This window comes from Chitinophaga niastensis (genome assembly GCF_003014755.1).
Taxonomy (GTDB): domain Bacteria; phylum Bacteroidota; class Bacteroidia; order Chitinophagales; family Chitinophagaceae; genus Chitinophaga; species Chitinophaga niastensis.
On sequence record NZ_PYAW01000002.1, the window covers coordinates 555,965 to 571,686 of the forward strand.

Here is a 15,722-nt window from a genome sequence, read left to right on the forward strand (position 1 = left end):
AATGATCAGCAATCTCTCTTAGAATTTAACATTCAGGTTTAAACCAATAGAGCTGGTAGTAGGTACTACACCATATTCAAGGCCCTGCGCATTACCATTGTTGTAAGAAGATTCCGGATCGACGTTAGGTGTGTGTTTTGAAATGTAGAACAGGTTCCTTGCTACCAATGACAGACCCAAACCGGCGATCTTATTGTTGAACGCGCTGCCAGGGAAGTTATAAGTAAGACTTACAGAACGGAATTTAATGAAGTCCGCATTGTACACCTGTAATGAAGAGATGCCGCTTAATGCACCATAATAGGTTTGTGCACTCACTGTTTTAGTCACCTCTTTTCCGCTTCCATCAACACCTTTTACAGTTACACCTCCGTCTCTTCCTACTAATGTTTCTTTTTGCAGTCCCAGGGAATATGCTATGGCATTGGTACCGGAATAAAGTACTGCACCATGTTTGAAGTCAATCAGGAATGAAAGGCCGAAACGTTTGTAGTTGATTTCATTGCTCCATCCACCGGAAACAGGTGCTACACCTGTACCCATGGCAGTCAGTGCACTGGCGGCCTGTGGTAAACCATCTGCATTCAGTATGAGGTTGCCTTTGTCATCTTTCATGTAATCAAAAGCCATTACCTGTGATACTGGTAAGCCTACAACATGTTTAATAAAAGCATTACCGGTTCTGGATATATCTACCTGCATGTCCGGAATGCCTGGCGCTAAAGCTAATACCTTGTTATTGTTTTTGGTATAGTTAAAGCTGCTCGTCCAGGTGATGTTTTGGGTTTTTACCGGCACTACTGTTACCAGTAATTCGAAACCTTTATTTTCAATTTTACCTACGTTCAGTACTCTTCTTTCAAAACCTGAAGTAATAGAAATTGTACTGGCTACAATGTCGTTGAGTGTTTGTTTATTGTAAACAGCAAAATCCACAGAGATGCGGTTCTTGAGGAAACCCAGCTGCGCACCTATTTCAGATTCTTTTACTTTAAGTGGTTCCAGTTTGGCGTTAGGAATTTCTACCGGTAAGTCAGAGATCGGAGAACCATTTACGGAACCCAGTGCACTGTAATAGAAGTTGGTAGCAAAGATCTGTGCATCACCTCCTACAGAAGAGTAACCAGCCCTGATTTTACCAAAATCCAACCATGGGAGTTTCAGTGTTTCAGAGAATACATAGGAAGCATTGATGGAAGGGTAGTTATAAGAGTTGTTAGCTGTTGGCAAGGTACTGGACCAGTCGTTACGGTCAGTTAAGTTCAGGAACACGGTACTTTTATAAGACAGTTCCGCTGATCCGTATACAGAGTGTATTTCTTTAAGCGGCTGACTGATTGTTACATTCTTGTTGCTGGCAGTAGCCGGGTTGTAAACATTTTGGTAAGCTAATCCGTCTGCATTTATATCAATGCTTTTGCCTTCCTGGCGCATGAAGTTACCACCTGCAGTAAATCCAAAATTGATATCACGCGCTAATTTTTTGTTTATGCCCAACATGATATCAGTGTTCAACTCATTCATATTGCGGGTAAGATCCTGGTTGAGTTTACCGGTTGGTTTAAAAGCGGTACCGGTAGGCCAGATGCTTTGTGCATTAAACGAAAAGAAGTCGTTGGTAACACGGCCCTGTACATACAACCAGTCTAATGCCTGGTAGCGTAAGCTGGCCATACCCAATACCCTGTCTTTGTTAGTGTAGTTGGTAAATTTGGTAGCGGCAAAATATGGATTAGTGTTGTACTGGTTGTCATTAAATTCTGTTTCCTTGCCGGTGATAGGATCATAGCCGGGAGCCAGCATGTTGGCTCTCACATTCGGAGGCAGGAACATGATAGCAAAGTTACCGTTACCTGGTGCATCACTTACATTGGTACGGTTAGCTCTTTCTTTTACATAAGAGAGATTAGCCTGGCCGGACCATTTGTTATTCAGTTTGAAACCGAGGTCGATATTGGCATTGCTACGTTTGTAGTCGGCATTGGGATAAACGGACTTATTTCTCAGATCACCGAGTGATACGCGGAAGGTAGTGTTATCATTACCACCGGAAAACGCAACGGTATTAGTGATGGTAGAACCGGTTTTATAGAAGTCTTTAAAATTATGCTGACTTTGTGCAACATACGGATGCTGGCTGCCATCAAAGTAGTAAGCTGGTTTGCCGTCGAGTTTTTCTCCCCATGACTGTAAACCTGTGCTCTTGCCGGATTTTGCATCTGTAGGACGGGCTCCTTGTGTACCTTGTCCGTATACATTCTGGAAATCACGGTAATCATGTACCTGGTCCATTGAATAGTTGCTGTTCACTTCTATGCCAATACCTTTACGTGATTTACCGGATTTGGTAGTGATCAGGATTACGCCGTTGATACCTCTTTGGCCGTATAAAGCAGCAGCAGCGCCACCTTTCAGCACCGTCATATCTTCAATATCGTCCGGGTTAATGCTGGAGATACCATCACCGTAATCTGCACCGCCATACTGACCAGGATTACCCTGATTATCGTTATTCAGTGGAATACCGTTTACTACATACAGGGGCTGGTTATTGTATGATAAAGAGCTGTTACCGCGGATAGTCACCCTGGAGGATCCACCGGGGCCGGTTGCAGGCGTAGAGCTGTTTACACCGGCTACTTTACCAACCAGTGCATTTGCTACGTTGATTTCACGTGCCTGTGTGAAATCACTGCCCTTTACTTTGGTCATTGCATAACCAATACTTTTTTCTTCTTTCTTAATACCCAGTGCAGTTACTACCAGTTCATTCAGGCCGGTAGCACTTTCTTTCAGGATTACATTTACTTCATCTGAAGTACCCACTTTTACTTCCTGTACAGCGTAGCCAATAAAGCTGAAAACCAATACATCACCGGCTTTTGCGGCGACATTGAATTTTCCTTCTGAATTGGCCTGCGTGCCTTTACTGCTACCTTTAATGACAACAGTTACGCCGGGAAGAGGGTTGCCGGAGTTGTCTTTTACAGTACCATGCACTTCCCGTTGCTGAAAGTTGGAATGCCATACACTGGAATGGGCAGCTTCTGCAGCAACAGCAGCAAAAGCGTTCTCCGTCAGCATGGTGCTCAGCACCAGTCCGGTGGCAACGCATGCTTTCATGAGGCGTAGGTTTTTTTTCATACTTGCCTTTTTGAATTTTGATTGATAAAATAAATAAGAACACACTGAAGTACAAGCGGACAGCTGTGATGATAAGTGAACTATTATTTCTAAGCTAGACTCTCTTCCAGATTGAATTACAGCTAAACAAGTACCGGGATATTTTTTTGTTTATTCGTGAATATTATACAATGAGTTTTTGATTGGTCGCTTAGAAGTAGTCGTGCGATGAGAAGAGAGGTACCATCCGAAAAATAAATTTCTGTGAATTTTTTTTCAGATAGATATAGATAAGGAGCGTATAGTAACTCATGAAAATAAAAATGCCGGTCCTCAACAGGACCGGCCTCTTTTATGCACGCGATTCAAAAATAAAAATTTGAATAGACTATTTTTTCGGGTCCCACCAGAGGTGAGTACCACCTACATCTTTTGGTTCACTTAAAGTAGCAATGGCTTTCTGAACAGCAGCACCGTTAGAAGCATATTCATTGCTTGGGAAAAATACCCTGCGCACGAAATCGGTAGTACTGATAGTATTGTTACTGTTGTTTATTACAACAGGAAACAGTTTAGGATAACCGGTTCTACGGAATTCAGACCATGCTTCTTCGCCTTCCGGATACATAGCAATCCATTTCTGGGTAATGATACGTTCCAGTTTCACTTCCGTTGCAGCAGCAGCATCCCACTTAATGGTAATTGTGCTGAGATACGGAGAGCCGGTAGGAATATCATTCTGTTTGGCAGTAATTGCTTTAGGATCTAAGTAAGGCGCAGGTGTTGCAGTATTGTTGTTATAATATGTAGCTGCACTACCCAGGTTATACTGATCAAAAGATGCCTGAATACCTGACTGGTAGTTTGTTTGTGCATCACCTGCATTAGCCCAGTTACGTAATGCTGCTTCAGCTTTCAGGAACCATGCTTCAGCAGATGTCATTAACTGTATTTTGCTGGGGAAAGCGGCCAGTTTGGAGTACTTTACATACCGGTCTTTTGTATCAATATTTATCCCGTTGCGGATACCTTTATAAAGGCCGGCTACAGCAGGATCAATTGCTTTTGTATAATATTTGGGCAGGCGCGGATCATTATAACCACCCAGTATAGATTCTGCAGGCGCACCCATACGGATATCATCCCATGAACTATTTATCGTATTCAGCGGATGGGTAGTGCTGCCTATGTCTACCAGGAAATTATCTGCCGGAGTAGTTAACAAACCACCGGCATTTGCCAGTGCAGCTTCACCTTCTGTTTTTGCTTTTGTTGGATCAATGTTTACGATACGCAGAGCCAGGCGCAGGCGCAAGGTATTGGCAAACTTTAACCACTCTGCATAACTTCCGCCGTATACCAGGTCAGCCTTACCAAATAATACGCTGTGTGGATTATCCTTAATAGGCGTAAGTATATCAATCGCTGTTTTCAGGTCAGCGAAAAATCCGTAGTAAGCATCTTTCTGACTGTCAAAATCAACGGTGCCATCAGCATTAGGCTGATTATATTTTGAGTAGATAATAGGCCCGAAGATATCACTCACACGATGCATCGCCTCCACCTTTATGATCTGAGACATCGCATACGTTTCAGGGAATTTTGCTTTAGAGAAATTACCTGCTTTATAACAGGGGTTCATCACTGTATAATATGCAGTAGTCCAGGAAGCACTGATCCAGCCATCCAGCAGGTTGTAGTTCAGGTTATTGCTATTACCTCCAAATGGAGTGGCAGACATCATATAACCACTGAAAACATCTCCCAGCAGATTTTGCTGTAACTGGAAAGTTGGTACGGGTTGATATAAGTAGATACTGCGCTGTGCCTGTTGCAGCTGTGCAGCTACAATGGCAAAATCACCTTCGAGGTCTTTATCGGTAGACCCGTACGGGTTTTTATTAATGTCCTCAAACTTCTTGGTACAGCTACTAAAGCTTAGCACCGCAGCGGCCAGGACCAGACCCAGTTTTTTAAATGCTTTATAATTCATAGCTCAATTTTTTTGTTGTTCTGAATCAGATTAAAACGCACATTTCAGGTTCAAGCCAAAACTGCGGGTAGAAGGCAATCCAAATACATCCACACCTTGTACACCGTTGTCAGTACTCATACTCATTTCAGGATCGTAAGGCGCTTTTTTCGTGAAGAAGAACAGGTTACGTCCTACCAAACCAACTTTCAGATCTTTAATAACACTGGAGTGTAATGGAATAGCATAACCAATGGCCAGTTCTCTCAAACGTACGTTGGTAGCATCATACATGTAGTATTCGGTAATACCGGCACGACCGCCAACACCGCTGTAAAATGCTTCAGCAGGAAGTTTGCCTGCAAACTTTCCGCCGCTGGCTTTAGTAGCTGTAATGTCTACACCGCCGTTGTCGCGGGCATTTGCAGTGGTTTTGGATACACCATATTCATCCAGCATCGCCTGTGTGATACTCATTACTTTACCACCAAAACGTCCGTCAACCAGGATGTTTACGGTAAACTGTTTCCAGGTAAAGCTGTTATTCCAACCCAGCAGGAATTTAGGCGTAGGGTTGCCCAGGTAGCTCAGCGGACCGTCTGCAGCCATTGGCTTGCCGTTGTCGTCCACCAGGATGGTACCATCAGCTGCACGTTTGAATGCTTTGCCATAGATATCACCAAATGAGCTACCCTCATGTAATTTCAGCGCATAGTTGTTAACGTTATCTCCTTTAGGGGTGATGGTATAATCACCTCTCAGTTGTGGCGCCAGCTGTATGAGTTTATTTCTATTGTGAGTGAAGTTAAAGCTGGTTTGCCAGGTCAGATTTTTCTGTTTTATTACCTGGATGCCTAAAGTTGCTTCCAGGCCTGTGTTCTGTACGTCACCTGCGTTAACAAAAGCATTAGGGTATAAATAACCTGCAGAAATCAGGAAGTCGAAATACTGATTTTTAGTATGTGAATTATACCAGGTCACATCAAAGGTCAATCTGCTATCAAACAATCTCCATTCTGTTCCTACTTCTACGGAGGAAGTCATCTCAGGTTTCAATGGCAGTCCCAGATAAGCACCGGAAGTGTTGGAAGTCAGCGTACCGGATGTAATCAGGTTTACCGGTAATGTAGAGAAAGGAGCAACATCATTACCTACTTTAGCATAGGATGCGCGTATCTTTCCATAATCCACAAACTTAGGCATGTGGAAGATATCACTGATAATAGTATTCAAACCAGCAGAATAGTAGAGGTAACCTTTCTTTACATTAGGGGTATAAGCCAGGGTAGATGACCAGTCATTACGTGCGGTCAGATCCAGAAATACTTTTTCACTAAGGTTAACACCCACAGTTCCAAATACAGACTGCAGTTGTCTTCTCAGCCCACTTGGCGTTATTTTAGCCGCGGGACTCAGGTTAATATTACCAATATTAAACACATTTGCAAATGCCAGATCAGCATCTTTGGAATCTATGTAATTACGGTCCTGTTTCAGATCAGTGATACTGGTACCGGCAGTGAAATTGAAACCAATCTTTTGAGACAGTTTGGTATTACCTACCAGTAACAGATCTCCATAATACTGGGTACTGCTTAGATAATCATACGTGTACCGTCCGTTTGCATCTGCAATGGTGGTTTGTGTACCTGCATTTGCTTTTAATTCATATTTATCCCATGCTTTATTTACGTTACCACGAGCCTGCACACTTAACCAATCGGTAAGTTTATAACGAAGGGCCAGTGAGGTGATCAGGTTATCCTTGCGGTTTTCGGTAACGTTTCTGTTGAGTATCCAGTATGGATTCTGCTGAGAATCCTGTCCTGTCAGGCCTTTTTCTGTATTAATATTCCACCAGTCCTGTATATACATGTTACGGGAATCAGAGAAATATTCGTAGTTGTTTTTATACTGATTGAAATCCAATCCTCTTGGAAACAGGTATAAACCGGTTAGCGCATTGTAATATAAACCGGAAGTAGGACGGTTATGTGCATTTTGTGTAGTCATCTGCACATTCGCATCCAGGTTCAGTTTATCGTTTAGGAAATTGGCATTTTCTCTGAAGTTAAGGGTGTGTTGTCCGTACTTTGTAGTAGGAATAATGCCCTTGTTGCTGGTATTGGAATAGGAAAAATAGGTCTGTGCTTTTTCTGTTCCGCCGGATACATTAATGGAGTTGATCCAGGTAGTACCGTTTTGGAAGAAACTTTTCACATGATCAGGACTGCTACCTTTTGCTCCCCAGCTATACAGATTGCCTGGTGAAGATTGCAGATAAGAATATTGCAGATCCGGACGATAAGAAGGCTGATCAAGTGTGAAGTTGGAAGAGTAGGTGATTTTTGCCTGACCTGCTTTTCCTTTCCTGGTGGTGATCATGATCACACCGTTGGCAGCCTGGCTACCATACAGCGCAGATGCAGATGCTCCTTTTAATACGTTTACACTTTCAATATCATCGGGGTTGATGGTGCTTAATATATCGCCACCATCACGGCCGGCTGAGTTGCTGGAAGGACCGGCAGACTGGCCCCAAAGATCAGATGGCTGCGCACTGCTGAAATTGGCAATGGGTACACCATCAATTACATACAGTGGCTGGTTTTCACGGATGGATTTTTGTCCGCGTAAAACAACCCTGGAAGAACCACCCACACCGGAAGCACTGCGATTAATCTGCAAACCGGATACTTTACCCGATAAACTGTTAATAACATTTGTTTCTTTTACGTTGGTCAGGTCTTCACCCTTTACCTGCTGTGTGGAATAAGTGAGGTCTTTTGCTTTACGTTGAATGCCCAACGCAGTTACAACGAGCTCATTCAATCCTTTTACATTGTCTTCCAGTGTGGCGTTAATAGTAGCACCGCTGCCAACAGTTACTTCTTTTAAAGCAAAGCCTACTGAACTGAAAACAAGAATATCACCGGTATTAGCGCTGATATGATATTTACCTTCCGGATTTGTTTGTGTGCCTTTGGATGCACCTTTTATTTGTACTGTAACACCAGGCAGCAAATTACCTTTGCTGTCCTTTACGGAACCGCTGATTTCTCTTTCCTGTAAAATACTACGGAATGAAGCTGTGGGCGAATAAGCATAGCCGGCAGCCTTCACATACGCACTGTCTGCTAATATGGAAGTGAGCGCCAGACCTGTCATAGCACACACTTTCATAAGGCGTAGGTTTGTTTTCATACTTGCCTTTTTTATTGGTTAATAAATGGGATTTATATAATTGGATATAATTGAAACCATTGTTATTGCGTGCGTAGCTAATAATACCAGCTCTTTTTGCGCGTGCCATATAGAAAATAAACGTCCAATAGCATGATGTGCATCATCCTTTATCATCTTACCTTATTATTAATAGAGACGTGCTTACGTTAACCAATATACAGGACAGCGTGCAGCCCTTGTTGATGGTCGTAATATGCTATGCTGGTTGAATCCGGGCATTACATTCCTGTTGCATTTTACTTACATGGAAAAAGTGTTTTTAATAACGTTTATTTTACAGATAGCATAGTATTGGGCGCTGAAATTTTGCGCGTTACAGGAAGGAAGTCGTGCGGGAATATAAATGGTACTATTGGAGTTTAAAAAAAAGTTAATCTTTTTTAGGGAATTCGTAATTCCTATCTCATATCCCACCAAAGTGCTGTTCCGCCTGTATCAGGGCCTTTTAAGGTAGCAATGGCACGGGTTACCGCTTTAGGGTTGGTAATGAGTTCCCGCTGTGGCATAGGTAACCGGCGGATAAATTTTTCTGTGGAGATAGTACCACCGCTGTTATTAACAACCACCGGGAAGAGTTTTGGATAACCCGTACGGCGAAATTCACTCCAGGCTTCCTGTCCTTCCGGATACATGGCGATCCATTTCTGGGTAATGATACGTTCCAGTTTTTGTTGCAGGGATGCCTGCTCATCCCACTTGATAGTTATAGTACTTAAATGCGGGTCGCCTTTCGGTATGTTATTGGCTGCATTCTGCGGATCAGTATATGGATTGGGTGTATTGGTGTTATTATTCAGATAGTCGTTAACGTTAGTAATACCGTATTGCTGAAAAGAAGTACTTATACCGGTGGCATAATTGGCAGCAGCTGTACCGGCGCCCTGCCAGCCGTATAGCGCCGCTTCCGCCTTCAGGAACCAGGCCTCGGCGGCTGTCATAAATAATATATTGTTGTCAAATTTTACAAGCTGGGAAAACCCGCTGTACTCTTCCTTCGCTGTAATATCAATACCATTGCGTATGCCATGATAAACATTTGCACCACCATCTGTGGGCATAAAATAATGTGGTAGCCGCGGATCTTTATACCCCGTTAAAATAGATTCCATGGGCGCGCTCATCCGCACATCTGCCCACGTATAACACATAATATTGAGCGGATGTGTAACCGGTGCAATATTCACGGAAAAATTATCTGCTGGTTTTAACAACAAACCTAACGGATGTTTTAATGCAGCTTCACCTTCTTCTTTTGCCTTCTTAGGGTCAATGCCTGATATACGGATCGCCAGGCGCAACCGCAATGTATTGGCAAATTTCACCCATTGGGTAAAATCACCCTTGTATACAAGATCAAATGCTGCAAAGCGGTGCGGAGCATTGTTATTGACATAAGCGGTGAGTGTATCGATGGCCTCACTCAGGTCTTTGAAAAAAGCATAATAGGCATCCTGCTGTGAGTCGTAGTCTATGCTTTTATCTCCATTAATAATTCCATAATGAGTATAAATAACCGGCCCGTAAATATCACTCACGCGATGGATGGCTTCTACTTTAATAATCTGTGCCAGTGCATAAAAATCAGGATATTTCCCTTTTGCTTTTTGCTGGGTAAAGTCGCACGACTTCATCACATTAGTGTAAGCAATAAGCCAGGGTGCATTATTCCAGTTATACAGCAACCCATAATTGGTATTGTTGATATTGCCTTCAAATGGTGTAGGCGACATGGTATATCCTGAAAAGACGTCTGCATTCAGGTTTTGCTGTAATTGCGCTGTTGGTGGATCATTGTAAATAAGCAGGTTCAGCTGGGCTTCAGACAAAGGTTCTCCCAATAGCTGATAATCTGCTTTCAGCTCTTCTTCATCAAAATCGTAGGGATTTTTGTTGATCTCATCAAATCGTTTCGTGCAGCCACTTCCCAGCATAATGGCCGTAATGGCAAACAATGCGGTTTTTTTCCAACTTTTCATTTGTGAGTATTTTATAATCCTAATCTTAAATTTAAGCCCATACTGCGTACAGGCGGTAAGCCAAATACGTCTACACCCTGTAATCCATTGCCGGTACCCATTGATACTTCCGGGTCAAAGGGCGCATGTAGTTCAAAGAAGAAAAGATTCCGACCTATTAAGCCTACACGCATGTTACGTACCCACTTCCATTTCAGTGGTATACGGTAACTGATACTCAGCTCCCGTAACCGGATGTTAGTGGCATCATACATATACATTCCGCCGATGCCCGCTCTTCCGCCAATAGTAGTATAATAAGTTTGGGCATCTATTTTCCCGTTAAAAGGCGTACCATTAGCATTTACGGCATTGATGTTTACGCCGCCGTTATCACGGGCTTTTGCGCTGCCTTCACTTACGCCGTACCAATCCAGTACTGCCTGTGTTACGCTCATTACTTTTCCACCAAAACGACCATCTATCAAAAAACTCAGGGTAAAATTTTTATAATCCACACTATTATTCCATCCTAATGTGAAATCCGGATTCGGATTCCCTATTTTTTTAAACGCGCTGTGTGTTTTTAATTTGCCATTATTGTCAATGATATATGCTCCTTTATCATTCTGCTCCAGCTCTTTATTAGAGTAAATATCACCCCAGGAGCCACCCTCCTTAATGAAAGCGCCAAACATGTTTACCCCGAAATCGGTGAGTACAAACATGTTGCTGGTATCAGCGCCGGCTATGTTAGCATTGCTTAGCGAGATAACTTTGTTTTTGTTGGTAGCAAAATTGATGGTGCTGGTCCAGGTAACAGCTTTGGTACGTACAGGCATTAACGTGAGTACGGCTTCCCATCCTTCATTCTGTATATTGCCCATATTAAGATAATAGGTAGAATACCTGGAACCCAGTGGTGCCGGTACTTCCATGTATTGCTTATAGTTGTTGTTTTTGTAAAAGGTAACGTCAGCGGTTATACGATTTTTAAACATCCTGGTTTCCAGCCCTACTTCAAAAGCACGATTATCTTCCGGCTCCAGGTATACGCCCGGATAAGGGGTACGCTGGTTGAGTACTACGCGGGTTACGCCGGCAATGGTCTGCACGGTAAATGGCGATGGGCGTGAAGCATAGCTGGCAATATCGTTACCTACTTTTGCATAAGACATACGGGAGCGCAGAAAATCTATCTGCTCCGGCATTTTAAACATATCACTCCATACCGCAGAGAGTCCGGCAGAATAATAAAAATATCCTTTATGCAAGGTAGGCGTATAGGCAAAAGTGCTGGACCAGTCGTTACGTCCGGTCAGATCCAGGAACAAAAAATTCTTAAAGCCCAGTTGTGCGTTGGCAAATAATGCCTGCAGCTGTTTCTGATCCACATTATGTTGCGCATCCATAGCGGTACTCATAATATTGGAGATAGAAAATTTATTAGGATAGCTCAGGCCAGGGTCTGCATTGGGATTGGCACCATTGAAAGTACGTTCATGCGCTTTGATATCTGTGATGCTCACACCCAGATTCCCTGCCAGGTGCAGCCAGCTGTTGATTTTGCTGCTGGCATTCACCATCATATCTCCGTATAGTTGGGTATTAAATTCTTTCTCCAGGGTATAACGACCGTTAGACCCGGCGAGTACAACCTGTGTACCGGCAAATGCTTCCAGCTCATATTGATCCAGTGATTTATCAAAATTGCCACGGCCTTTCAGTGATAACCAGTTGTTGATCTGGTAGGTGAGCGCCAGTGTGGCCATTCCACGATACCGAAAATCCAGGCGGCGGTTGCGTTGCAGTGCCCACATCGGATTTTGCTGATCATCCTGTCCTATCCATTTTTTATCATTGCGGATATCCCACCAGTTTTGCATGTACAGGTTTCGATCTTTATCGTAGTATTCAAAGTTGTTTTTATAGTAGTTGAAATCCTGACCACGTGGAAATATATACAGTCCGGATATAGGACTGTAGTACAATCCGGACGAGAGGCGGTTCTCGGTATTTTGTATCATAAAAGACACATTGGCATCCATCACCAGTTTATCATTCAACAGCTTTAATGTTTCGCGGAAGTTGATCGTATGCCTGTCAAATTTATTGGTGGGGAGAATGCCTTTGTTGGTGGTATTTGCGTAGGAAAAATAACTTTGTGCTGTTTCGGTGCCGCCACTGAAGGCGATGGTGTTGGTCCAGGTGGAACCGGTATTATAAAAGTCTTTTACGTGATCAGGTGCCTGTACTGGTTTGCCCCAGCTACCCAGTGATCCGGGTTGTGGAGTCCCTACTTTATCAAGACCGGGAAGATCTGTTTGCCCATAGCGATATTGTAATTTGGGCAGGAGGGAAGGGGTTTCTATGGTATAATCGGAAGAAACATCAATTTTGCTTTTGCCGGGTTTTCCTTTTTTGGTGGTAATGAGAATAACGCCATTGGCTGCCTGGCTGCCATATAGCGCCGCTGCAGAAGCGCCTTTCAGGATACTGATACTTTCAATATCATCCGGGTTGATATTGGAAATACCATCTCCGCCATCTCTGCCGCCGGCACCAATAATATTGTTGGATTGTCCCCAAACATCCTGTGGCTGCGCCGGGGAGAAGTTCGCATATGGTACGCCATCTACAATATACAGGGGTTGATTTTCGCGGGTAGATTTGTTGCCACGTAATACTACACGAACAGAACCGCCTATACCAGAGGCATTGCGGGTGATGGTAACTCCTGCTGTTTTTCCGCTAAGGCTGTTGATTGCATTCACATCTTTTACGAGTGATAAATCGTCGCCATCCAGTTGCTGGGTGGCGTAGGGGAGTTCCTTTGCTTTTTTTTGAATGCCCAGTGCAGTAACTACAAATTCACTCAGCGCTTTCACATTTTCCTGCATGCGTACATTCACCTCATTGTTTACGCCTACGCTTACCTCGCGGTTTAAAAAACCGACAGAGCTAAAAATAAGTATATCGCCGATGCTGGCTTTAAGTGTAAAGCCAGCATCAGCGTTGGATTGTGTGCCTTTATTTGTGTTCTTGATCTGGATGGTAACCCCTGGAAGTGGCGTGCCTTTATTATCGCGTACTGTTCCTGTAATTTCTCTTTCCAGTGATACATGATTCAGCAATGCTACAGTAGGTGATTTGCCGGTGTCACTTTCTACTCCTACAATGATTTTGTTGTTAATGCGGGTAAACTTTAATCCGGTTTGTGCTGATAACGACGTTAAAACTTCATCTATTGGTGTTTTAGAGCAGTTTAGTGTCACCTTTTTTTTAAGGTTCAGATCAGTTTTGTCGTAATGAAAGTTGAGCCCTGTTTTTACCGAAATCTCGGCCATTACTTCTTCCAGGTTTTTATTTTTCACCTGGATACTAACCTCAATAACCGTTGGTGGATCGGGTGTTTGCGTGATAGCACTAGTCGTGGTGTTCAAGCTCCCCGCCAACAGTAATGTCAGCATCAACCCCATGGATACAAACCATTTCACGGGGCATGGCTTTACCCTCATATGGACTAGTTTTTATTTTCCAGATAAATAGTATCGTTTTTAATGGTATATGAAAGTGATTTGGCTAAGCAGATGATGTCCATTACTTCTTTCAGATTTTCATTCTTAAAAAATCCGTTATAGTTCCATTCTTTTTTGCTACTCTTATTAACTACAGTTACACTATAACGATTCTCTATTCCCGTCATCACTTCATTATAAGGTGCATCTCTGAATATCAGGTATCCCTGTTTCCAGCCGGTTACGTCTTCAGCTTTGCTGAAAATAGTTTTCATCATGCTGAGCGACTGGCGGTCATAACTGATTTGCTCACTGGGGAGCAGGATCAGGGAAGTTGTTTTATTGTTGGTATTATTTAGCTGATCAATTTTTACTTTGCCGCTCACCAGTGCAACGGTTACTTTATTCTCCCGGGCATAGGCCCGGATATTGAAAGAAGTGCCTAATGCGGTGGTGGCAATTTCCGCAGTACTAACCACGAAGCGTCTTGTAGGGTCAGCAGCTACGGTAAAGAAGGCTTCTCCTTCTTCCAGGAATATGGGGCGTTCCGTACCATCAAAATGTTCCGGGTAGCGTATTTTACTGCCCGCATTGAGTACGATGGAGCTACCATCTTCCAGGGCTATGTTTTCGTTGCTGCCTTTAGGCGTAGTAATTTCAACAAAACCGTCTTTTACAATACGGTGATTGGTGGCGGTATTAGTTACCTGTGCCAGCTGTTTTTCCGCAGGAAGGGTACCGGCAGAGCGATGACTATTAAACCAGAACAAACCGGCTGAAAGCAGTATTACTGCGGCTGCAGCGGACGACCAATAATACCAGCGTTGCATATTACGTACCCGTGGTGTTGGTGTTATATGTTCGTTTATTTGCATTTTTATCTCGTCTAGTTGTTGATCAAGTGCGCTATCATCCACATAGGTGGATTGATGGCGGTTGATATTCTCAAACCATTGATCTACAATATCCGCTTCCTCCGGTGAGCAAATCCCCTGATTATATCGCTCCAGCAATATTTTTATCTGTTCTGTGTCCACCTGTTAGCGTTTTATGGTGTTCTTAAGTCGTAATAACGTGGAAAAGGTACCATTACCTTACGCTGTTTTTTTTATTTCAGCATGTTGTCTGTAAGGATCAGGGATATAACTAATAATATCAAATCCGTTTTGGCATAGCTGGCCCGTAGTATCTTCAGTGCTTTAGTGATCTGGTTTTTAACCGTTTGCTGGGACAGGCCCAGGTGGGTGGAGATCTGTTCCACCGTCAGGTTTTCGAACCGGCTAAGCATAAAAATTTCTTTCATGCGTTCCGGCAGGTGGTTGATCGCTTCAAACAACTCCTGCGTTTTTGCTTTATGGTCTACTGCTTCTACCACAGAATGCGGCTGTGCATCAAAATGCTCGATCAGCTGCTGCAAATACTTGCGGTAGGTAGCATTTTTACGGTAAATGTCTATGATTTTATAACGCGCTACCTGGTACAGGTACGCTTTCAAAGATTCTTTAAGAATCAATGTGTGCCTTTTTTCCCATAAGGAAATGAAAAGGTCCTGCAGCACGTCTTTGCTAATTTCGCCCGTATCCAGTTTACTGTGTATAAATAAATACAGCAGCTTACTGTAGCGGTCGTAGATGGCATTAAAGGCGGCGCTGTCATCGCTTTTAAGCAGCGATACTAACTGGTTATCTGAATAACTGCTGTACATCCTGAATTACAGTAGTAATTAAACGTTTTGGCTGATAATTACTAAAAATGAAAGTAAGGAGAATATTTGAGATTACCGGACTTTTTGCCGTTGAGATTTTTGAAAAACATGCTAAATCGTAAAACCTGAAATGTGCTGTGGTATAACATTTTAGTGGCACAGCATGAACTGTAAGCGCAGTATATCGGAGCAAAACATAATAT

General features: G+C 43.1%; 7 protein-coding genes. All 7 read right to left on the reverse strand.

Annotated elements, in window-relative coordinates:
* Nucleotides 1–18 precede the first annotated feature (18 nt).
* The 7 genes from CLV51_RS10910 to CLV51_RS10940 all read right to left on the reverse strand — a co-directional run bounded on the left by CLV51_RS10910 (nucleotide 19) and on the right by CLV51_RS10940 (nucleotide 15,519).
* The gene (locus tag CLV51_RS10910) at nucleotides 19–3,144 is read right to left on the reverse strand and encodes a SusC/RagA family TonB-linked outer membrane protein (RefSeq protein ID WP_106528064.1); all 3,126 of its coding nucleotides are present in this window, start codon (nucleotides 3,142–3,144) and stop codon (nucleotides 19–21) included.
* Nucleotides 3,145–3,511: 367 nt separating this feature from the next.
* Nucleotides 3,512–5,116 (reverse strand): SusD/RagB family nutrient-binding outer membrane lipoprotein, encoded by a 1,605-nt coding sequence (locus tag CLV51_RS10915; protein ID WP_106528065.1) that lies wholly within the window; start codon nucleotides 5,114–5,116, stop codon nucleotides 3,512–3,514.
* A gap of 30 nt (nucleotides 5,117–5,146) precedes the next feature.
* On the reverse strand, nucleotides 5,147–8,299 hold the full coding sequence (locus tag CLV51_RS10920) for a SusC/RagA family TonB-linked outer membrane protein (RefSeq protein ID WP_106528066.1): 3,153 nt from the start codon (nucleotides 8,297–8,299) through the stop codon (nucleotides 5,147–5,149).
* 440 nt (nucleotides 8,300–8,739) lie between these two features.
* On the reverse strand, nucleotides 8,740–10,317 hold the full coding sequence (locus CLV51_RS10925) for a SusD/RagB family nutrient-binding outer membrane lipoprotein (protein WP_106528067.1): 1,578 nt from the start codon (nucleotides 10,315–10,317) through the stop codon (nucleotides 8,740–8,742).
* A gap of 11 nt (nucleotides 10,318–10,328) precedes the next feature.
* Entirely contained in the window at nucleotides 10,329–13,814 is a 3,486-nt protein-coding gene (locus tag CLV51_RS10930) for a SusC/RagA family TonB-linked outer membrane protein (protein ID WP_106528068.1), read from the reverse strand.
* A gap of 5 nt (nucleotides 13,815–13,819) precedes the next feature.
* Nucleotides 13,820–14,851 carry a FecR family protein gene (locus tag CLV51_RS10935; RefSeq protein ID WP_106528069.1) on the reverse strand — a complete coding sequence of 344 codons (1,032 nt, stop codon included), beginning with the start codon at nucleotides 14,849–14,851 and terminating at the stop codon, nucleotides 13,820–13,822.
* Nucleotides 14,852–14,922: 71 nt separating this feature from the next.
* Nucleotides 14,923–15,519 carry an RNA polymerase sigma factor gene (locus CLV51_RS10940; RefSeq protein WP_106528070.1) on the reverse strand — a complete coding sequence of 199 codons (597 nt, stop codon included), beginning with the start codon at nucleotides 15,517–15,519 and terminating at the stop codon, nucleotides 14,923–14,925.
* Between the last annotated feature and the right edge of the window lie 203 nt (nucleotides 15,520–15,722).

Excerpts from the sequence above, each read along its gene's own strand:
- CLV51_RS10940 (WP_106528070.1), bottom strand. The coding sequence starts at position 15,519 with ATGTACAGCAGTTATTCAGATAACCAGTTAGTATCGCTGCTTAAAAGC.
- CLV51_RS10915 (WP_106528065.1), bottom strand. The coding sequence starts at position 5,116 with ATGAATTATAAAGCATTTAAAAAACTGGGTCTGGTCCTGGCCGCTGCG.
- CLV51_RS10925 (WP_106528067.1), bottom strand. The coding sequence starts at position 10,317 with ATGAAAAGTTGGAAAAAAACCGCATTGTTTGCCATTACGGCCATTATG.
- CLV51_RS10910 (WP_106528064.1), bottom strand. The coding sequence starts at position 3,144 with ATGAAAAAAAACCTACGCCTCATGAAAGCATGCGTTGCCACCGGACTG.
- CLV51_RS10930 (WP_106528068.1), bottom strand. The coding sequence starts at position 13,814 with ATGAGGGTAAAGCCATGCCCCGTGAAATGGTTTGTATCCATGGGGTTG.
- CLV51_RS10920 (WP_106528066.1), bottom strand. The coding sequence starts at position 8,299 with ATGAAAACAAACCTACGCCTTATGAAAGTGTGTGCTATGACAGGTCTG.